This window comes from Streptomyces lunaelactis (genome assembly GCF_003054555.1).
Classification (GTDB): Bacteria; Actinomycetota; Actinomycetes; order Streptomycetales; family Streptomycetaceae; genus Streptomyces; species Streptomyces lunaelactis.
On sequence record NZ_CP026304.1, the window covers coordinates 5,474,373 to 5,492,367 of the forward strand.

The following is a 17,995-nucleotide window of genomic DNA, read 5'->3' on the forward strand; positions in this document are numbered from 1 at the left end:
CCAGTACGTGCACCACTTACGCTACTCAGGGCCCCGGCATCTTCCCGGCAGGCAGGTCCGATTCGCGCTGGTCTTGTCAACTCCAGTTCTTTCCACCGTTGTTCATAACAATGGTGGGTCTCGGATCGTGAGTTGCACCGATGGCCGTGCGGCCCCCTCGCCGGAAACCGCGGACGGTGCCCCGAGGCCGAGGCCTCGGGACACCGTCAGTTATTCCCAGCGGAAGCGGGAGGCCGTTACCGGCCACCGCTCACATGGGAGTTATTACGCGTCGTGGCAGATCACGAAGGAGTTGACCTCGCCGAGGGTGGTGGTGGCCTGCCATCCATTGGCAGGGGGACCGCCGACCGGCGCACTCTGGCTGACGTTCACAGCGATGGCGCCGAACTGCGAGTATCCGCCGCCGGTGGCAATGTCGTCAGCGGCGCACAGGGCAGTCGACTGGGCTCCCTGGGTGCCGGTCACGACGTACGTCTCGAGCGTGACTGCGCCCTGGGCGCCCTGGAAGCCCTGGGTGCCCTGCGGACCCGCCGCGCCCTGGAAGCCCTGCGTGCCGGTGTCACCCTGCGGACCCTGCGTACCGGTGTCACCCTGGACGCCCTGGAAGCCCTGGGGGCCGAGGTCTCCCTGGAAGCCCTGCGTACCGGTGTCGCCCTGGGCACCCTGCAGGCCCGTGTCACCCTGGGCGCCCTGGAAGCCCTGCGCGCCGAGGTCTCCCTGCGGACCCTGTGTACCGGTGTCGCCCTGGGCACCCTGCAGGCCCGCGTCACCCTGGAAGCCCTGGGGGCCGAGGTCTCCCTGCGGACCCTGTGTACCGGTGTCGCCCTGGGCACCCTGCAGGCCCGCGTCACCCTGGAAGCCCTGGGGGCCGAGGTCTCCCTGCGGACCCTGCGTACCGTCGTCACCCTGGGCACCCTGCGCGCCCGTGTCACCCTGGAAGCCCTGGGGGCCCTGGGCGCCCTGAGGGCCACCGAAGTCACCCTGGGGGCCCTGCGCACCCGTCGCACCCTGGGCGCCGTCCACGCCGTTCACGCCGTCCACACCCGGCACACCTTGCGGGCCCTGTGCGCCATCCACGCCCGGCACGCCCTGGGGGCCCTGCGGGCCTACCTTGCCCTTCGGTCCCTTCGGCCCCTGCGGGCCACGGTCGCCGCGGTCGCGGTCGGCGCTAGTGGCGCCGTTCGGGCCCGGCAGCGCCACACTTTGCTCGGTGCCGGACCTGTGGATCGCGTCGGCGATGGCTGCTGTGCTCGGGACAACATTGAGCACGACGGCAAGGGTGCCCGCCGAAACCAGCGTTGCGGTTTTCATGCGAGAACTTCGGATCGTTTTACGGCTCACCAGAGAACCTTCCTCACGGGACTTGGAGGGGGACCACACCGCAAGCGTGCGCACTCTTTAAGTGCGCCTTGATTCGCATGCGTGTCCGTCGCCCACGGCGACGGACAGAACCAGTCTTCACTCTCCGCGACCAAATGATCACAAATTGACCCGTGTCGCCGAGGAACATCACCCGAGCGGCCGCGAAACCTCGCAGGCACCGTCATACACACCGACGGGTTGACGAGGCGGAACCGCCGGCCTCCTTTGCTCACGAACGGCTCACGAACGTCGAGCGCCGGCATGAACGACAAGACCGCTGCGGCATGATCACGGCTCATGGAGGGGCGGCGCCATCGTGAGGCAGACCGGCTACCTCAGGCGCGGACTCGCAGACTTCGACGATAGGCACCGCAGTCCTCGTAGGAGGGCAGCAGACCTTGCCGCTCGGCTTCCCTGAGCGTGGGCGCCGCAACGTCCTTCTCGGAGAGCCGCGGCGCGAGGTCCTCGGGCCATGCGATCGCCAGCGTCGGATCGAAAGGGTGAATCCCGTACTCGCGCTGCGGCGCGTATCCCTGCGAGCACAGATAGACGACGGTGGCGTGATCGTCCAGCGCCATGAACGCGTGGCCCAGTCCTTCCGAGAGGTAGACGCCGCGGTGGGCCGTGTCATCGAGCTGAACTGCCTCCCATGTGCCGAAGGTCGGGGAACCGGTGCGAATGTCGACCACTACGTCGAGGACGGCGCCGCTGACGCAGGTGACGTACTTGGCCTGGCCCGGCGGGACCGACGCATAGTGGATACCGCGAAGAGTGCCGCGCACGGAGCGAGAGCAGTTGGCCTGCCCGAGATGGAGCCCCTGGCCGGTGACATCACGGAACCGGTCACTCTTGAACCACTCGTGGAAGCGGCCCCTGCCGTCCGCGAAGACCTCGGGTGTGTCCACCCAGGCCCCTTCGATGCCCAGCGGTCTCACGTGCTCGCGTCCTCTCATACGTAGCAACGGCCCTGCGCTTCCCTCACCCGTTCGAACGGCTACACGGGAGCGCCCGGTCCTGTTCGCAGCAGGCCCTCCCGAAGCGGTCCGCTTCCCCTTTGGCGCATGACGGCATGTCGGGAGTCTTCCAGCAGCGCCATCAGATAGTGGCCGTACCCGCTCTTGAGCAGCGGCTGGGCCAGAGCCCGGAGCCGGTCGTCGTCGATCAGGCCGGCCCGCCAGACCGCCTCCTCGATGCAGCCGATCTTGAAGCCCTGGCGCTCCTCGATCACCCGGACGAACTCTGACGCCTGAACCATGGAGCCGAAGGTTCCGGTGTCCAGCCAGGCGGTGCCTCGGTCGAGCCGGGTGACGTGCAGCGCGCCGGACTCCAGATAGACGCGGTTGACGTCAGTGATCTCCAACTCGCCACGGGCACTGGGCCGTAGGTCTCGGGCGATGTCCACGACGTGGTTGTCGTAGAAGTACAGTCCGGGCACGGCGTACCGGGACCTCGGCAGGGCCGGTTTCTCCTCGATGGACAGCGCCTGGCCCAGCTCGTCGAACTCCACCACGCCGTAGGCCGCGGGGTTGGCAACCTGATAGGCGAATACCCTGCCGCCCTTCATGTCGTCGTGGTTGGCCAGCCGTGTACCGAGGCCGCTGCCGTGGAAGATGTTGTCGCCCAGGATCAGGGCGACCGACTCGCCGCCGATGAAGTCGGCGCCCAGCACGAAAGCTTGAGCGATTCCCTCCGGGTGCTCCTGTGTGGCGTATTCCAGCCGCAGGCCCAGTTGATTGCCGTCGCCGAGCAGTCGACGGAACTGGTGCTGGTCCTCAGGGGTGGTGATGATCAGGATCTCTCTGACGCCGGCCATCACCAGCGTGGAAAGCGGGTAATAGACCATGGGCTTGTCGAAGACCGGCAGCAGTTGCTTGGACACCGAGCGCGTCAACGGCCACAGTCGCGAGCCGGTGCCGCCGGCCAGCAGGATTCCTCGCATGGCATCACCATAGGTGAATCACCGATGAATACGGCGGCTCTGACTCGGAGAGCCGTAGCGTGTGCAGCCGTGAGCCCGGCGCGCATCCGTCGGGATAATCATTTCTTTGGTCGTGATACCGCACGTTTACCTACGAGTTGGCCTCACCATTCCCGCCAGGGCGGGAATACCGACGCCAGTTGAGTGTCCGTCGGCACGCGAAATCGTTTCGTCCATCGTGAGTTCTTCCAATCCGCCGCCGCTCACTCCTGGCGGCTCGAACCCCCTGTCCACACCGGCTTCCGCTGCGGCTGCCGGCGGCTCCCAGCCGTACCCGCGGACTTCGGGCAGACCGTACGGCCCGGGTGAGTTTGCACAGACACCGCTGTACGCGCAGCTCGTAGCCGAGTGGCGGGCGCGCGGAGCAATGCTGCCGGGCGCTCGCGACCTGCAGTGGGACAGGCTCGCCTCCGGCAGAGCTTTTGAGGAGGACACCCAGCGGACGGTGCGCATGCTGCGACTTGAGCGGGATCCCGCACCCGCACCACCCGCCGGGGTGGAGGCGGGAGCGGAAGCGGTCATGAGAGGACGACAGGCCCCGTCCGCCGGCGGACGTCTCCCGCGACCTCGGTAGGCAGCCGTGCCCGCCGTTGCAGCGAGCGTCAGCTCGTCCAGAAGGCCCACCAGCGCGTCATGATCAGCATGCCGATGATCCCCGTCCACAGCACCGGCGGTACCCAGCCGAACTCGCGCAGGCCGCTGCGCAGGCCCGCCGGAGCCGGCAGCATCCGGTGCCCGACGGTGTGACGGGTCACGTAGCAGAAGAGCAGGATCGTGGCGGCCCAGGCCAGCGAGCACCAGAGACACAGCGCGTTGATGCGGTACAGCGACTGGAACTGGAGCCAGGTGCAGAACGCGACGCCGAAGAGCGCGCCGGCGTTGAAGGTGAGCCAGAACCAGCGGCGGTAGCGGGCGCCCGCCAGGAGCCCGGCGCCGACGCCGATCACGACGGCGTACGAGATGAGGCCCAGCATCGGATTGGGGAAGCCGAAGGCCGCGGCCTGGTCGCTCTTCATGATGTTGCCGCAGGACACGACCGGGTTGAGGCTGCAACCCGGCGTGAAGTCCGGGTCCTCGAGCAGCCTGAACTTGTCGATCGTGATGACCCATGAGGCGAGCAGTCCCGCCGCGCCCGTGACGACCAGCAGCCAGGCGAAGCCACGGCTTCCACCGACGGCACCTGACGGTGCGTCGTCCGGCGCCGTCGCCGGGCGCGGGACGTGTCGCCTCCTTGTTCGTGTCTCCATGACCATGTCGCTGCGTCCCTCTCCTGACAGTCCGAAAGATCGTTCCGACGGGCCGCCGCCCACCTGAGCCGATGCGCACACGCAGTAATCACCGCCTCGTCCAGCGCGACGGATCGTCAGATTCCGATTAGCGTCGCCGGTGTCCCAGACCCTTGTATCGAGGAGCTCGATCATGAAGCTGACGCTTCGCCACCCGGCGGCCGCCGCCGCCAGGAACACCGGGATAACACTCAAGCTCGCCGGGGCCACCCGGGCGGTCGCGCACCCCGCGGTCTCCTGCTCGGCGGGCGCATCCCCCTACCTTTGATCCGCACGGCGTAACCAAGGCCCGGCAGGCTGCCGTACCACCGCCCGCCGGGCCTTTTGGCGTGTGCGGCCGCCTCACCCCCGCAGCTGACGCACCGGCAGCAAGCAGTGCGCCGCCGTCGACAGCATCGCCTCGTCGCCCGCGAAATCCCGTAGCTCCTCCTCCGTGACCGGCGCCCCGGGAGCCGCCTGTGGCCACGCGCGGGTGGCGAAGAGGAAGTAGACATGGCCCCGCTCCCGCACCGCGGCCAGCCACTCCGGCGGCACCGTGCACTGGGCGGTGAGATGAGGCATCGTCAGGACTGCTTGGCCCGCCTCGACAAGGAGCGTGACGGGGAGTCCGTCGACCTGGGCGGCGTCCACGTACTCGGTTCCGACCGGCAGGCCGATGTCGGCGAGCAGCTTCCGGGCGGCGGCCTCCACCCCTTCGGGGCCGCCGTCGCCGTCCCCGAGCGAGTACGCCAGCAGAAACGGCATGTCGCGCTCGTCGTCGGGATGTTCGCCACTCCAGGCGATGACGACGAGAGTGCCCAATTGGGCCGGGCGGAAGGCGCGCACAGCGCCGGAGATTGAGGTCATCGTCGGACCTTAGCGACTTACCGGGACCATCCGGGTGTCCGTGTCACCTGCGCGGGGGAGCCCCGCCGCCGATTACCCCGAAGGTGTCCCTGTCGCTCGCGCGTACGCACCCGCGCGGCGGACCGGCAGGCGACAAGTGGGCCGGCCCTGCGGAACCCCCGTTCCGGCAGACCGGCCCGGCACCGCACCAGCGGCGTCGCCCGTCCGGCGCAACCCCGGAATACTCCGTCGGGTGATTCGCTGCCCGCGCTCAGGAACCCAAGGGAAGTCCGCCGAGGAGCCGGCCCGGGGGCGCCCCCCTCGGCCTTGCTCAGGTTGCCGGTGGCGTCCTGGGCGATGCTGAGCGGCAGGCCCTCCGTCCCCTCGCCCAGCGCCTCGTTCGCAAGCGGCTCCGCGGCGGTATTGGTCTGCTGCACTACGGTCTCGACCGTCCCGTTGAGGCTGGTCGGGGCGAGGTCGGAAGCGGCGAAGGCCGGGGCGGCGCCACCCGCGGCCGCCAGGGAACCGGCTACGACCGCAGCGACCTTCATGGGCTTCATCAGTGAATCTCTCCTTCGGCGACGCGTGTCACGCGCGCAAGTGACCTGCATTTCGGGCATATTGCGGATGCTCGTGAATGCCTGCCCTCATGGCTTCCTCTTCGCCTGACGATCCGTCACCACGTGAGAAACTCCGAAGCCCGGGGACTCCTGCTATTGCCACCCGAATGAAGCGTCCCGCGACGGCGTGCAGCCCCAGCCATTCGAGGCAGCACGCGCCGGACAAAACGAAAGGCTGCTCTCCCCGCCGTGGCGGGGAGAGCAGCCAGGGAAACGCCGTACGAGCGGTCAGTCGTTGACGCAGCCGTTGCCGAGGGCCGGGTTCAGCAGACCGATGGCGCTGACGGTGTTGCCGCAGACGCTGGCCGGCAGGTGGATGGGAGCCTGGACGGCGTTGCCCGAGAGGACACCCGGCGACCCCGTCGCAGATCCCGCGGCACCGCTGTCGGCGGTGGCGATTCCAGTGGTGCCCGCGACAGCGGCGGCAGCGAGGGTGGACAGGAAAAGAGCTTTCGCGGTACGCGACATGGAGAAGCACTCCTTGGTCAAATGTTCAGTTGCCGTGCGTGACTGCCCGGTCCATGGTTCAACGGCAGCATGGCCGTCAGGTTGTGCGGCCGAAGGAGTGAAAGCCGGTCAGCCGATACGAATGCCGGCATCCGCCGGCGGGGCACTGGCGGATGCCGGCGTCCATCATTCGTTGCTGCAGGCGTTGCCGAACGCCGGATTCAGCAGGGCAAGACGTCGACGGTGCTGCCGCACACGTTCGCCGGGACGTGGACCGGGACCACATCATTTCTTCCTTCCGGGTTACCTATGAGGCACAACCGTCAACGAGAGCACGCGACCTCCGGATACGAATTCAAGGGGGGCTGGGTGCTGCCTTCCGCCGCGGTTTCTCGTGTGCCGTGTCCGCTGACGCGGTGAATGCCCTTCCCCCACCCGAGCCAGTACGCGAGCGGAGATCTGCGGGTGCCGCCGCAATCGCTGACGCACGGCCTTCGTCCGGCGGCGCTACACACCGTGCAGCCCGTCGACGGCGGCATCGCGCGGGTGGTCGCGGATCTGGTGACCGACCAGGTCCGCGCCGGCCTCCGGGCGGCCGTGGCGTGCCCCGGGGGCGGTGTGCTCGCGGACGCCGTACGCGCGCTGGGCGGCCGACGTCCACCCGTGGCGGGCGGGGCGCGCGCCGGGCCCGCTGCTGCTTCAGGAAGTGCTGCACCTCGCCCGGCTCGTGGCGCGGATACGCCCGCAGGTGGTGCACGCCCACTGCGCCGAGGCAGGGCTGGCCGCCCAACTGGCCCTGCGCGGCCGGATCCCCACCGTGTTCCAGCCGCACGCCTGGTCCTTCGAGCCGGTTGATGGCATCTCCGCCCGGCCGGCGCGCAGCTGGGAGCGCTACCGCGCACCGGGCGGACCAGGTCGTCTGTGTCAGCGAGACGGAGCAGCGTACTGGCGACGCCGAGGAGCTGCGTGCGAACGCGCCCGCGTCGATGTGCTTCGCCCGGCGCCGTGCCGGATCCGGCGCCCTGGTACCGGGCGGCCGATCTCGTCGTCCTGCCGTCCCGCTGGGAGGGGGTGGCGCTGACGCCACGGGAAGGCATGGCCTGCGGCCGGCCGGTCGTCGTCACCGATGTCGACGGGGCGTGCGAAAGCAATGCCGCCCCGGCATGCGCTGTTCTGTCCCACGCCGTCCCAGGATCCGTACGCCGCCCTTGCCACGGCCGTCGCAGATCTGCTGCTCAATGCGCCGCTGCGCGCCACGCTCGGCCGCCGGGGCCACCGGCACGTCGTCTCCACCCACGACGTACGACACACCGCGGCTGCCGTCGCGGACGTGTGCCGCGACGTGCTCGGCATACGGCCCGGGTGCGGAGAGGCCGGCGTCCGGTGACCGTGGACGACGCCCTGTTCCCCCGTCCCGGGCCCACGGCCCCCGAACGGACCGGGTGAAACGGACCGGCCGGGAGAGCCCGAGGTGGGCTCTCCCGGCCGGGAGTCACGCGGGAAACACAAGCACGTCAGCGTCGCGCCGCGGCCGTCCCGCGACGGTAGAGCAGTGCGCCGCCTGCCAGGAGGCCCAGTGCGGCGGCACCGGCGCCAAGCATGCCCGCATCGCTGCCGGTCTCGGCCAGCGCACCCGAATCGACCGGCTGGTTGACGGCGCCGCCGTCGTCAGCGGGGTCGGTGACGGGCACTCCGAGCCCCGGGTCCGGAGTGCTCGGCGTCACGGGCGCCACCGGCGCTACCGGGGTCACCGGGGTCACGGGCGTTACCGGGGTCACGGGCGTTACCGGGGTCACCGGCGTTACCGGCGTTACCGGCGTCACCGGCGTCACCGGCGTCACCGGGGTCGCCGGGGTCGCCGGGGTGTTCGGCGTCGCCGGCGGCTCCGCCTCGCCGTTGGCGCAGGCGCTGCCGGACGCCGGGTTCAGCAGGGCAATGACGTCGACGGTGTTCCCGCAGGCGTTGACCGGGATGGCGACCGGGATCTGGACGTTGTTGCCGGAGGCGACGCCCGGGGAGCCCACCGTGTCGCCTACGGCGGTCGCGGACCCCGCCCCCGAGGCGTCCGGCTCATTGGCACAGCTGTTGCCGAACGCCGGGTTGAGTACCCCGACGATGTTCACGGAGTTGCCGCACACATTGATCGGCATGTCCACGGGCGCCTGAACGCTGTTTCCCGACAGTACGCCGGGGGAGCCCACGGCTTCCCCGTCGGCGTAGGAGTCGGCGTTGGCGTATGCACTGTTCAGAGACAGAATGCTGGTGGCCGCCGCGGCCGTCAGGATTCCCTTGCTGATGACCTGTCGCATCTTATTTTTCTTTCCCGTTCTCGGTTCGCGAACCGGCCCCGGGATGCACCGTGTGGTGCACCTCAGGACCGGGGAAAACGACCCCTCAGGGCTACATGCGATGACTGAATGTCAGTCGCTTTCGCAGACGTTGCCGAACGCCGGGTTCAGCAGGGCAATGACGTTGACGGTGTTGCCGCACACGTTCATCGGGATGTGTACGGGAACTTGGATGACGTTCCCGGACAGCACACCCGGTGAATCGGTTGCGACGCCGCTCGCTCCGGAGTCCGCGAGGGCCGGCGATGCCATGCCCATGGCCATCACCATCCCTGCGAAAACCGTTGCAGTCTTCCTGTACTTCATCTCGGATTCCTTCTGTTTGCGGTCATGTCAGCGCTATGGCAACGCCACTTGGGAAATGCCACTGACGCCCTGTCAACGAGCAGAGCCCGTCGAAGAAACCCTCCGGCCGATCGATCTCCGCGCATTCAAGGACCCGACGGCCCAGGGTGGCCGGTCCGACGACTCAGTTGTTGCCCGTGCCATTGCCGGAGAGCACCGGGATGTCGTCCAGGATGTGCGACAGCGGCTCGTCGCCCTTGGCCTGGGTCGAGTTCTCCGCGCACTGCTGGCTCTGCGGGGCCGAGAGGACGGGGATGTCCTGGACTCCGACCGGCACGACACCGACGAGCGAACCGGCGTTGGCCTTGGCCGGCAGACCGACGCAGGGCTTGTTCAGCGAGCCCTGGACAAGGCCGATCTGCGGGCTCATGTTGCCGTACGTGGCGGAGTTCCCGAAGGCCTGCGAGGCACCGACACCGCTGGAGGATGTGGTGCCGGTGTCGTTGCCGATGGCCAGGGCCTGTTGCTCCGCAGCGGCCGAGACACCGATTACTGAGGCCGTGACCGCGGCTGCGGCCATAACCTTCTTGATCATCACTGAATTGCCTTTCTGCAGGAACGCTGGACCTCGTCTGCGCACCGACTCAACTGGACTGCTCCGGTTTGGTTTCGGGACTTCACCCGAACGGCCCCTACGGCGCCTCTGCCGCGTTACGGGCCACCGCCCCGGACGAGCGGAAACGAACCTCGCGTGACGTCCCGGCGCACATCGGAACCGCTTTTCATTCCGTCTGACTAATGTCGGCTGTGGAGAGATGCCGTAGAACCAACTCCGGCGGGCGGGGCTGATCAGGGAGCTCCGGGAACGGGCTCTCGCAGAGGGCATCCTCCGTGCGATGCGGCATCCGGGTGAACGCACGGAACCAAACGCGTCCAGGCGCAGTTGATCGCCCTGTTCCACGATCGATCATTCATAGTGAAAAGGGTCCAAGAAGTGATCAAGAAGATTCTCACTACCGTGGTGGTCACCGCTTCGATGGTAGGCGTGGGTGCGTCGATGGCTCCACAGGCCATGGCCATCGGCGACGATGGGGGCACCACGTCGACCAGCGGCAACAACGCCATGCAGAGCTTCGGCAACTCCGCCACCAACGGCGACATGAGCCCGCAGATCGGCCTTGTCCAGGGCTCGCTGAACAAGCCCTGCGTCGGTCTGCCCGCGAAGGGAAACCTCGGCTCCCTCGTGGGTGTCGTGCCGGTCGGAGTCCAGGACGTCCCCGTCCTCTCGGCCCCGCAGACCCAGCAGTGCGCGGAGAACTCCACCCAGGCCAAGGGCGACGAGCCGCTGTCCCACATCCTCAGTAACATCCCGGTGCTCTCGGGCAACGGCACGCAGAACCAGTAATTCCGAAGACGACAGGTACGCCCCTGAGCACTTCGGGACGCGCTGGTGTCCGGTGCGCCAGATGCTCCAGGGAATGGAAATATGTGCCGAACCAGTCGAACTCCCATCTCAAAGAACTCTCCTGGCAGTTCGATGGATCACGCATGCTGCATACGGGTGACTTTTCGAACCAGCCGCCTTACTGAGGTTTCCTTACGGGAATCCAATCGTTACTAGTTTGCAGTGGTGTCCACAAACAGGATACGGACTGCGCAGCACGAAGGTCGCGCCTGCGCATGACACTGCTGCTGAAAGGATCGAAATGAAGCACAAGAAGGCTGCAGTCGTCATCGCGGGCGTCCTCATGTCCCTGGGCAGCGCCGCGCCCGCCATGGCCGACGCGGGGGCCGACGCCATCGCGACCGACTCCGCGGGCGTGCTCTCCGGCAACGTGTTCCAGCTTCCGATTCACGTTCCTATGAACGCCTGTGGCAACACCCTCGGTGTGATTGGCCTGCTCAGCCCCGCATTCGGCAACGCCTGCAGCAACGTCTGACATTCCAGACAGCCCGCACAGGGCGCAGAGGCACGGGCCCCGGACCGAAGTATCCTTACGGTTCCGGGGCCTTCTGCATGCTTCAGGATGAACTGGCCACGCTGGCCGAGGTGCTGGACCCCGTTCCCGGTCCGCGCCGCATCCAGGGCCCCGGTCGCCGGAGCGGTGCACTTCTCGCGCTGTGCCGGATCGCAGTGCTCAGCGGGGCCGGCCCGATCCCCAGCGACCGCCACGATTCTGGGCCGCCTCCTGGCGATCGTCAGATCGAGCAGACGTCCGTGGTGACGCGCTGTGCGCGACCTCCTGGGTCGGTGACGGTCAGGACATGCACGACGAGAGCTTCCAGTCTGCTGTGGCCGCAGTTGCGGTCGTGGAGCCCGGCTCTCGCTTCCTTCCAGGGCAGGGCCTTGAGCTGGGCATGCAGCTGCCGCTGGTTGAGCTTTACGGTGAAGGCACCGTGCGCTCTGCTCACTTGCGAGGTGACGGGAGGCACGCGAGTTGGAGTCTGTGGGATCACATTCCTGCGGGTCGGCCAGCCCTCCGGCAGGTGCGGCTGATCAGATGCCGGAGGGCTCGCCCCGCTCGGCGCCGGGCCGCGGGCTCAACACGCTCGTGGTGCGGCGCCAAGGTGTGCGAGGGCTTCCTGCGGGGCGTTGTTCGTTCACTGGCCATTCGCCGCGATGGAGCGCGCCCCGGAGATCGCCGCCGAGCAGGCAGCCAACAGCACGCTCACGAACGGGTGACGCACCCCGCACCCCCGCCGCGATCATCTCGGCGGCGACAGAGCGTACTCAACGCACCGTCGCCGTCGCCGCAATCCGACTCTGGCTCCGCCCGTGATCAGCCGGACAGGACCCCGCGGGGGTCCCACCCCGCTGCTCGGATTCAGCTGTTGCCCTCGCCGTTGCCCGACAGGACCGGGATGTTGCTGAGGACGTGCGACAGTGGCTCGTCGCCCTTGGCCTGGGTGGAGTTCTCCGCGCACTGCTGGGTCTGCGGGGCCGAGAGGACGGGGACGTCCTGGACTCCGACCGGCACGACACCCACGAGGGAGCCGAGGTTTCCCTTCGCGGGCAGACCGACGCAGGGCTTGTTCAGCGAGCCCTGGACAAGGCCGATCTGCGGGCTCATGTCGCCGAACGTCTCTGAGTTGCCGAACGACTGCTGGGCGTTGTTGCCGCTCTGTGACGTCGTGCCGCCGTCGTCGCCGATGGCCATGGCCTGCGGTGCCATTGTCGCGCCGGCCGCCGCCGCGGAGAGGGTGAGCGCCACAGTTGCCATAACCTTCTTGAGCATGTTCCGTCCTTCTGTCGCATGGATGCTCGGTGCTGGAGCTCCCTGGACAACCACCCTTGGGAGGATTGGTTCTCCCGGTTCACCCAATTGGCCTGTCTGGCGCGCACTGGGAATCGGGGCACATGTTGCGCTGCTGTTACCGCTATTGGGCCATACAGGGTGCACCTGTCTCGTAGGCCGTGTCATCTCCAATGCGTATTCCGTTTTCGTTCGCTGTAAGCCCCCTGGTGGGCAAGACATCGGACAGAAGGTGCTATTTCCATGAAGACTGCCAAGAAGGCCGCCCTGGTGCTCGCCGCCGCGGGTCTCGCCGCTGGTGCCACTGCCGGATCCGCGTTCGCCGACGCCGGCGCGGATGGCGCCGCCTCCAGCTCGCCGGGCGTGGGCTCCGGCAACATGGTTGTGGCCCCCGTGCACGTGCCGGTCAATGCGACGGGCAACACCGCCAACGTCATCGGCGCGCTCAACCCGGCCTTCAGCAACGGTGCGGTCAACGACTGACCACGATTCGCCTCATCGGGGTGATGTCACGGGTACCACCCGGGGCATCACCCCGGTCGTGTATCCAGGAGTCTGTTCAGCCGCACCGGAAATGAATACCGGGATCCCTGTATCACCTGCTGGTGGAATCAGACCGGGTGCCGCTCACGGAGCCGGCCCCTGCGCGGAGCGGGCGGGCCGGGATGCTCTTCCGGTTCGCTGCCCATCTGCGCCGTACGGTAGGCGAGTCGACGGCAAACGCGCGCCCGCGGGCGAAGTCACTCCCGGGGTACGGCGGCGGGGTACAGCAGGAACGGATTTTCGCCCCGGTCCCAAAGGATGGCCAGGCTCATCGCCACGGAAGGCATCTGACCGGAAACCGTCACTTGTCGGCCGAGGCGGATCCCCCAACAATGCGCATGACAAACCGAAGACCCTTCGGTCACTGAAGTCGCAAGAGGGGACCCCCACATGAACAAGCCTCTCGTCGGCGTGCTCCTCGCCCTGGCACTCCTCGGGGCGGGCGCGGCACCCGCGATCGCGGCCACCACCGCGGACACGGCACCGGCCGCCACCTCCACCGATCCCCAAGTCTCCGTCAAGGCGGTCGACTTCGCGGGCACGGTGTCGCTCAGCAACTGTTCCGGATCGGTGGTGCGGATGCCCGCATCGGAGCCGGACGACCCCGCCCTCGTACTCTCCAACGGGCACTGCATCGAGAGCGGCTTCCCGTCCGCCGGCGAGGTCATCGTCGATCAGCCGTCAAGCCGTAGCTTCGGCCTTCTCAACTCCGCGGGCAGCAGAGTCGCCACGCTGCGGGCCAGCAAGATCGCGTACGCGACGATGACGGACACCGACATCTCATTGTACCAACTCACCCGCACCTACGCCCAGATAGAGGGCAGCTACGGCATCAAGGCGCTCGAGATCAACGCCGCGCACCCGGTGCGGGGCACCGCCATCAAGGTCGTCTCGGGCTACTGGAAGCGGATCTACAGCTGCAGCATCGACGGCTTCGCGTACCGCCTCAAGGAGGGTGAGTGGACCTGGAAGGACTCGGTCCGCTACACCTCCAGCTGCAACACCATAGGCGGCACCTCCGGCTCGCCGGTCATCGACAACGCCACCGGCAAGGTGGTCGCGGTCAACAACACCGGTAATGAGGACGGCCGGCGCTGCACCGACAACAACCCGTGCGAGGTGGACGAGAACGGGACGGTGACGGTGCGTCAGGGAATCAACTACGGCCAGGAGACGTACGGGATAGTCCCGTGCGTGGGTCTCGACAACAAGATCGACCTGGGCCGGGCGGGCTGCGCGCTTCCGAAGCCGTAGCGTGACCGGCCGCGGGGTCCTGCCGTTGCACAGCGCGGACAGCAGGGGCGGACAGTCCATCCTCGCTCCCGTCGCCGATATCGTCCCCGCCGGCAAGGGGCTCCTGTCACCCGAATGATTCGAGCGTGTGTTCGGTTTTCCGGCTATCCTGGAAGACATGGCCGCACATCTGCAGGGCTCACTGTTCGACCAGACCGACGAGATCCGGCTCGGTCCGCTGGAGGGTGTCCGGCGGACCGAGCTCGGGCACGGGGCCTGGATCGATGTACTGCCCGGGTGGCTCGGCGGAGCGGATGCCCTCTTCGAAAGCCTGTCCTCCGGTGTGCCCTGGCGGGCCGAGCGCCGGCAGATGTACGAGCAGGTGGTGGCGGTGCCCCGGCTGCTCGCCTCCTACCAGGAAGGGGATGCCCTGCCACACCCCGTCCTGGACGAGGCCCGCGACGCGCTCTCCGCGCACTACGCGGCGGAGCTCGGTGAGCCCTTCACCACGGCCGGGCTCTGCTATTACCGCGACGGCCGGGACAGCGTCGCCTGGCACGGCGACACGGGCGGGCGGGCGTCCCGGGCGGACACCATGGTCGCCATTCTGTCGGTCGGCGCCCCGCGGGATCTGGTGCTGCGGCCCCGGGGCGGCGGCCGCCTCCCGCTGCGCAGGCCGCTCGGGCACGGCGACCTGATCGTGATGGGCGGCTCGTGCCAGCGGACCTGGGAGCACGCGGTGCCGAAGACGGCGCGGTCGGTGGGGCCGCGGGTCAGCATCCAGTTCAGGACGCGGGGCGTGCACTAGGCCGTCGCTCCGTACGGCGGACCGAGCGGCCGGCCAGGACATCCGTGCGGCGGCCCTCCTCGATCACGAACCTGCCGTCGATCAGCACATGCGGGATGCCGACCGGCAGCGTACGAGGGGACTCGAAGGTAGAGCCCGCCGCGACCGTGTCGGGGTCGAAGAGGACCAGGTCCGCGCGGTAGCCCTCGCGGACCAGACCGCGGTCCGGCAGGCGCAGGCGGGCGGCCGGGCGGGAGGTGAGGTGGGCGACCGTCTCCTCCAGGGAGAGGATGCCCAGCTCCCTTGCGTACCGGCCGAGATAGTGGGGGAACGTGCCGTACGCGCGGGGGTGCGGCTTGCAGCCCTGGAGGATGCCGTCGCTGCCGCCCGTGTGGACCCGGTGTCGCATGATCTGCCGGACGTTCTCCTCGTGGCCGACGTGCTGGAGGATCGTCGAGCCGAGGCGGTCGTTGATCAGCAGACGGCGGGCCGTGACCCAGGGGGCCTCGGCGCGCTCGGCTGCCGAGTGCGCGATCGTCCTGCCGACGCAGTCGGCGAGCCCGGTGTCGCTCACGCCCGAGATCTCGATGGTGTCCCACTCGATCGGGACGCCGTGGCAGCCGTCCGAGCCGATGACCTCCATGTGGTGGCGGATCCTCTCGGCCGTCCCGTCGTCGCGCAGGCGCGTCAGGATCGCGTCCGGGCCGCCCTCGCTCGCCCAGCTCGGCAGCATCGCGACGAGCGTGGTGCAGCCGGGGGTGTACGGGTAGGTGTCGAGGCTGATGTCCGCGCCGGCGTCCAGCGCGTCGTCGAGCAGGGCGAGCAGGTCGGGGGCCTTGTCCTTGTTCACGCCGAAGTTCATGGTGGCGTGGGCCAGATGGAGGGCGCAGCCGGCGTCGCGGGTGAGGGAGACCATTTCCTCGTACGCCTGGAGGGCACCGGCGCCGTACGAGCGGTGGTGCGGGCAGTAGTAGCCGCCGTACTGCGCCACGACCCGGCAGAGCTCGGTGAGTTCGCTGTCATCGGCGTACATGCCGGGGGTGTAGGTGAGGCCGGAGGACATGCCGACGGCGCCCTGTTCCAGGCCCTCGGCGACGAGCTGCTTCATGCGCTGGATCTCGGCGCGGGTGGCGGGGCGGTCGTCCCAGCCGACGGCGTACATCCGGACGGTGCCCTGCGGGATGAGGTACGCGGCGTTGACGGCGATGCCCTGCCGGTCGAGGCGGTCGAGGTACTCGCCGACCGTGCGCCAGTCGAAGTCGATGTCGGAGCCGTCGCCGTTCCAGCCGGTGATGGCCTTGCGGACCTCGGTGAGGGTGGCGTCGTCGACGGGCGCGTAGGACAGACCGTCCTGGCCGAGCACTTCGAGGGTGACGCCCTGGGCGGCCTTGGCCTCGTGCGCGGGGTCGCGCAGGAGGGCGAGGTCGCTGTGGGCGTGCATGTCGATGAAGCCGGGGGAGAGGGCGAGGCCGGCGGCGTCGAGGGTGCGTGTGCCGGTCGGGCGGGGGCCGGTGCCCGCGCCCTCGCGGCGTATCTCGGCCACGCGGCCGTCGTCGATGGCGACATCGGCGCGGTACGAGGGCCCGCCGGTGCCGTCGATGACGCGGGCGTTGCGGAAGACGAGGTCCATGGGGCTGTGCCTCTCTGGGGGGCGGAGCCCCGCATGGTCAGAAGAACGTGCGGATGTAGTCCGTGACAGTGCCGTCCGCCTCCACCAGGGGAATCAGCTGCCACTTGTCGAAGCTCGTGCACGGGTGCGACAGCCCCATCCCGACCCAGTCGCCCACTTCCAGCACCGCGTCCCCCGTCGTGCGCACCCAGCCGTGCTGGTCCGACAGGGCGCTGACCGTGATGCCGGTCGCCGGGCGGATCTCGCCGGTGCGGGCGTCGCGGACGACCTGGACCTCGGGCAGGTCGAGGTCGTACGCGGCATCGCGCTTGCCCGCGTTGATGAAGGCCTGGTCGGGGGAGGGGCGGGAGATGACCTGGGCCCAGAGGCGGAACGCGGGCTGGAGGGTGCCCTCCTGGGGGATGCGGTTGAAGGGGGTGAGGTGGCGGTAGTGGCCGTCGTCGTGCGAGACGTACGCGCCGGAGCGCAGCAACTTCAGTACGGGGAGAGAGAGTTCGGGGATCTCGGCGAAGACGTCCGCCACCGCGTCGAACCAGGCGCTGCCGCCCGCGCTGATGACGATCTCCTCGAGGCCGGTGTCGGTGCCCGTGGCGGCGGCGAAGAGGCCCGCCTTGTCGAAGTCGGCGGCGAGGGCGGTGAGCCGGCGCACCCAGGCGCGTACGCGGTCGCCGTCGGCCTGGGGGACCTCGCCCTCGTAGCCCGCGACGCCGACGAGACGAAGCGTCCCGGTCGCGGCCACCGCGTCGGCGACGGCGGCGCAGTCGGCTTCCGTACGGGCGCCGGTACGGGCTCCCTCGCCGGCGCCGAGCTCCACGACCACGTCGAGGGGGCGGGTCGTGCCCTGCAGCGCCTCGTCCATCAGCGCGACGCCGCGTACCGAGTCGACGTAACAGATGAAGCGGAAGCCGGGGTCGGTGTCCAGCTCGTGCGCGAGCCAGCGCAGGGCGGCGGCGTCGACGACCTCGTTGGCGAGGAAGATCCGCTGGATGCCGTAGGCGCGGTAGACGCGGGCCTGGTGCGGGACGGCGGCGGTGATGCCCCAGGCGCCGTACTCCAGCTGCCGGGCGAAGAGCTGCGGCGACATGGAGGTCTTGCCGTGGGGCGCGAAGGCGAGGCCATGGCGCTCGGAGTACGTCTCGAGGAGGGCGAGGTTGTGCTCGACGGACTCGGCGGAGAGGGCGAGTACGGGGGTGGTGAAGCCGCCGGTGAAGAGGTTGCGGCGCTCGGCGGCGAGGGCGCCTACGGTCAGACCCGCGGTCTCGGCGTCCGGGGGGAGCGCCTTGAAACGGTGGTCGACGCTCTCGTCGGCGAGGCGGTCGAGCGGGGTGGGGTGTCCGGCTGTGTGGTCGGCAGCCATGGGGCCTCCTCGGGAGATTGCAGTCCGTCTATTCTGTCGC

General features: G+C 68.8%; 20 protein-coding genes and 2 pseudogenes. 7 read left to right on the forward strand and 15 right to left on the reverse strand.

Going from position 1 to position 17,995, the window contains the following annotated elements; translation table 11 throughout:
• Window positions 1-264 precede the first annotated feature (264 nt).
• The 4 genes from SLUN_RS42100 to SLUN_RS25390 form a co-directional block, all read right to left on the reverse strand.
• Window positions 265-1,311, reverse strand: a complete 1,047-nt coding sequence (locus SLUN_RS42100) for a collagen-like domain-containing protein (protein ID WP_108152004.1) — start codon at window positions 1,309-1,311, stop codon at window positions 265-267.
• Window positions 1,312-1,697: 386 nt separating this feature from the next.
• Window positions 1,698-2,297 carry a dTDP-4-dehydrorhamnose 3,5-epimerase family protein gene (locus SLUN_RS25375; RefSeq protein ID WP_108152006.1) on the reverse strand — a complete coding sequence of 200 codons (600 nt, stop codon included), beginning with the start codon at window positions 2,295-2,297 and terminating at the stop codon, window positions 1,698-1,700.
• A 59-nt stretch (window positions 2,298-2,356) separates the two neighbouring features.
• Window positions 2,357-3,301: a glucose-1-phosphate thymidylyltransferase RfbA gene (rfbA, locus tag SLUN_RS25380; RefSeq protein WP_108152009.1), complete on the reverse strand. Its 945-nt coding sequence runs from the start codon at window positions 3,299-3,301 to the stop codon at window positions 2,357-2,359.
• Window positions 3,302-3,942: 641 nt separating this feature from the next.
• Window positions 3,943-4,587, reverse strand: coding sequence for a vitamin K epoxide reductase family protein (locus SLUN_RS25390; RefSeq protein ID WP_108154929.1), 645 nt, complete (start codon window positions 4,585-4,587; stop codon window positions 3,943-3,945).
• 172 nt (window positions 4,588-4,759) lie between these two features.
• On the opposite strand from SLUN_RS25390, the gene SLUN_RS41495 reads away from it, so the two are divergent.
• Window positions 4,760-4,894 (forward strand): hypothetical protein, encoded by a 135-nt coding sequence (locus tag SLUN_RS41495; protein ID WP_257153793.1) that lies wholly within the window; start codon window positions 4,760-4,762, stop codon window positions 4,892-4,894.
• Window positions 4,895-4,968: 74 nt separating this feature from the next.
• Here SLUN_RS41495 and SLUN_RS25395 read toward each other — a convergent pair whose 3' ends face one another.
• The 4 genes and pseudogenes from SLUN_RS25395 to SLUN_RS25410 all read right to left on the reverse strand — a co-directional run.
• The gene (locus SLUN_RS25395) at window positions 4,969-5,472 is read right to left on the reverse strand and encodes a DUF5949 family protein (protein ID WP_108152013.1); all 504 of its coding nucleotides are present in this window, start codon (window positions 5,470-5,472) and stop codon (window positions 4,969-4,971) included.
• A gap of 17 nt (window positions 5,473-5,489) precedes the next feature.
• A complete protein-coding gene (locus SLUN_RS41500) occupies window positions 5,490-6,011 on the reverse strand; it encodes a hypothetical protein (protein ID WP_254709892.1) in 522 nt (173 codons plus the stop codon).
• Window positions 6,012-6,299: 288 nt separating this feature from the next.
• A complete protein-coding gene (locus SLUN_RS25405) occupies window positions 6,300-6,539 on the reverse strand; it encodes a chaplin (protein ID WP_108152014.1) in 240 nt (79 codons plus the stop codon).
• Window positions 6,540-6,704: 165 nt separating this feature from the next.
• Window positions 6,705-6,805, reverse strand: a pseudogene (locus SLUN_RS25410) (chaplin); the annotation flags it as partial.
• A gap of 133 nt (window positions 6,806-6,938) precedes the next feature.
• Between SLUN_RS25410 and SLUN_RS25415 the strand changes: the two are divergent.
• Window positions 6,939-7,905 (forward strand): annotated as a pseudogene (locus tag SLUN_RS25415) (glycosyltransferase family 4 protein).
• Window positions 7,906-8,032: 127 nt separating this feature from the next.
• Here SLUN_RS25415 and SLUN_RS42105 read toward each other — a convergent pair.
• The 3 genes from SLUN_RS42105 to SLUN_RS25430 form a co-directional block, all read right to left on the reverse strand.
• Window positions 8,033-8,827 carry a chaplin gene (locus SLUN_RS42105; protein WP_108152015.1) on the reverse strand — a complete coding sequence of 265 codons (795 nt, stop codon included), beginning with the start codon at window positions 8,825-8,827 and terminating at the stop codon, window positions 8,033-8,035.
• 111 nt (window positions 8,828-8,938) lie between these two features.
• Window positions 8,939-9,172 carry a chaplin gene (locus SLUN_RS25425; RefSeq protein ID WP_108152017.1) on the reverse strand — a complete coding sequence of 78 codons (234 nt, stop codon included), beginning with the start codon at window positions 9,170-9,172 and terminating at the stop codon, window positions 8,939-8,941.
• Window positions 9,173-9,335: 163 nt separating this feature from the next.
• Window positions 9,336-9,746: a rodlin gene (locus SLUN_RS25430; RefSeq protein WP_108152018.1), complete on the reverse strand. Its 411-nt coding sequence runs from the start codon at window positions 9,744-9,746 to the stop codon at window positions 9,336-9,338.
• 399 nt (window positions 9,747-10,145) lie between these two features.
• Here SLUN_RS25430 and SLUN_RS25435 point away from each other — a divergent pair, with 399 nt between their 5' ends.
• On the forward strand, window positions 10,146-10,556 hold the full coding sequence (locus SLUN_RS25435; RefSeq protein WP_108152020.1) for a rodlin: 411 nt from the start codon (window positions 10,146-10,148) through the stop codon (window positions 10,554-10,556).
• Between the two features lie 301 nt (window positions 10,557-10,857).
• Window positions 10,858-11,091: a chaplin gene (locus SLUN_RS25440; protein ID WP_108152021.1), complete on the forward strand. Its 234-nt coding sequence runs from the start codon at window positions 10,858-10,860 to the stop codon at window positions 11,089-11,091.
• A 259-nt stretch (window positions 11,092-11,350) separates the two neighbouring features.
• On the opposite strand, the gene SLUN_RS25445 is transcribed toward SLUN_RS25440, so the two are convergent.
• Entirely contained in the window at window positions 11,351-11,563 is a 213-nt protein-coding gene (locus SLUN_RS25445; protein WP_159100322.1) for a hypothetical protein, read from the reverse strand.
• A gap of 413 nt (window positions 11,564-11,976) precedes the next feature.
• Entirely contained in the window at window positions 11,977-12,387 is a 411-nt protein-coding gene (locus tag SLUN_RS25450; RefSeq protein ID WP_108152024.1) for a rodlin, read from the reverse strand.
• Between the two features lie 261 nt (window positions 12,388-12,648).
• Here SLUN_RS25450 and SLUN_RS25455 point away from each other — a divergent pair, with 261 nt between their 5' ends.
• From SLUN_RS25455 to SLUN_RS25465, 3 genes are all read left to right on the forward strand, one after another.
• Window positions 12,649-12,888, forward strand: coding sequence for a chaplin (locus SLUN_RS25455; protein ID WP_108152026.1), 240 nt, complete (start codon window positions 12,649-12,651; stop codon window positions 12,886-12,888).
• 450 nt (window positions 12,889-13,338) lie between these two features.
• Window positions 13,339-14,202: a trypsin-like serine peptidase gene (locus SLUN_RS25460; RefSeq protein WP_108152027.1), complete on the forward strand. Its 864-nt coding sequence runs from the start codon at window positions 13,339-13,341 to the stop codon at window positions 14,200-14,202.
• A 157-nt stretch (window positions 14,203-14,359) separates the two neighbouring features.
• The gene (locus SLUN_RS25465) at window positions 14,360-14,989 is read left to right on the forward strand and encodes an alpha-ketoglutarate-dependent dioxygenase AlkB (RefSeq protein WP_108154930.1); all 630 of its coding nucleotides are present in this window, start codon (window positions 14,360-14,362) and stop codon (window positions 14,987-14,989) included.
• Here the strand turns inward: SLUN_RS25465 and SLUN_RS25470 are convergent.
• Together SLUN_RS25470 and SLUN_RS25475 are read right to left on the reverse strand one after the other, a co-directional pair.
• Window positions 14,967-16,598, reverse strand: coding sequence for an N-acyl-D-amino-acid deacylase family protein (locus SLUN_RS25470; protein WP_108152029.1), 1,632 nt, complete (start codon window positions 16,596-16,598; stop codon window positions 14,967-14,969). The genes SLUN_RS25465 and SLUN_RS25470 overlap by 23 nt on opposite strands.
• A gap of 37 nt (window positions 16,599-16,635) precedes the next feature.
• The gene (locus SLUN_RS25475) at window positions 16,636-17,955 is read right to left on the reverse strand and encodes an alanine racemase (protein WP_108152030.1); all 1,320 of its coding nucleotides are present in this window, start codon (window positions 17,953-17,955) and stop codon (window positions 16,636-16,638) included.
• Window positions 17,956-17,995: the final 40 nt, after the last annotated feature.

Bases quoted from the DNA above. Each gene is read 5' to 3' on its own strand.
- SLUN_RS42100 (WP_108152004.1), bottom strand. From the start codon at position 1,311: ATGAAAACCGCAACGCTGGTTTCGGCGGGCACCCTTGCCGTCGTGCTC.
- rfbA (WP_108152009.1), bottom strand. From the start codon at position 3,301: ATGCGAGGAATCCTGCTGGCCGGCGGCACCGGCTCGCGACTGTGGCCG.
- SLUN_RS25390 (WP_108154929.1), bottom strand. From the start codon at position 4,587: ATGGAGACACGAACAAGGAGGCGACACGTCCCGCGCCCGGCGACGGCG.
- SLUN_RS41495 (WP_257153793.1), top strand. From the start codon at position 4,760: ATGAAGCTGACGCTTCGCCACCCGGCGGCCGCCGCCGCCAGGAACACC.
- SLUN_RS25395 (WP_108152013.1), bottom strand. From the start codon at position 5,472: ATGACCTCAATCTCCGGCGCTGTGCGCGCCTTCCGCCCGGCCCAATTG.
- SLUN_RS41500 (WP_254709892.1), bottom strand. From the start codon at position 6,011: ATGAAGCCCATGAAGGTCGCTGCGGTCGTAGCCGGTTCCCTGGCGGCC.
- SLUN_RS25405 (WP_108152014.1), bottom strand. From the start codon at position 6,539: ATGTCGCGTACCGCGAAAGCTCTTTTCCTGTCCACCCTCGCTGCCGCC.
- SLUN_RS42105 (WP_108152015.1), bottom strand. From the start codon at position 8,827: ATGCGACAGGTCATCAGCAAGGGAATCCTGACGGCCGCGGCGGCCACC.
- SLUN_RS25425 (WP_108152017.1), bottom strand. From the start codon at position 9,172: ATGAAGTACAGGAAGACTGCAACGGTTTTCGCAGGGATGGTGATGGCC.
- SLUN_RS25430 (WP_108152018.1), bottom strand. From the start codon at position 9,746: ATGATCAAGAAGGTTATGGCCGCAGCCGCGGTCACGGCCTCAGTAATC.
- SLUN_RS25440 (WP_108152021.1), top strand. From the start codon at position 10,858: ATGAAGCACAAGAAGGCTGCAGTCGTCATCGCGGGCGTCCTCATGTCC.
- SLUN_RS25450 (WP_108152024.1), bottom strand. From the start codon at position 12,387: ATGCTCAAGAAGGTTATGGCAACTGTGGCGCTCACCCTCTCCGCGGCG.
- SLUN_RS25455 (WP_108152026.1), top strand. From the start codon at position 12,649: ATGAAGACTGCCAAGAAGGCCGCCCTGGTGCTCGCCGCCGCGGGTCTC.
- SLUN_RS25460 (WP_108152027.1), top strand. From the start codon at position 13,339: ATGAACAAGCCTCTCGTCGGCGTGCTCCTCGCCCTGGCACTCCTCGGG.
- SLUN_RS25465 (WP_108154930.1), top strand. From the start codon at position 14,360: ATGGCCGCACATCTGCAGGGCTCACTGTTCGACCAGACCGACGAGATC.
- SLUN_RS25470 (WP_108152029.1), bottom strand. From the start codon at position 16,598: ATGGACCTCGTCTTCCGCAACGCCCGCGTCATCGACGGCACCGGCGGG.
- SLUN_RS25475 (WP_108152030.1), bottom strand. From the start codon at position 17,955: ATGGCTGCCGACCACACAGCCGGACACCCCACCCCGCTCGACCGCCTC.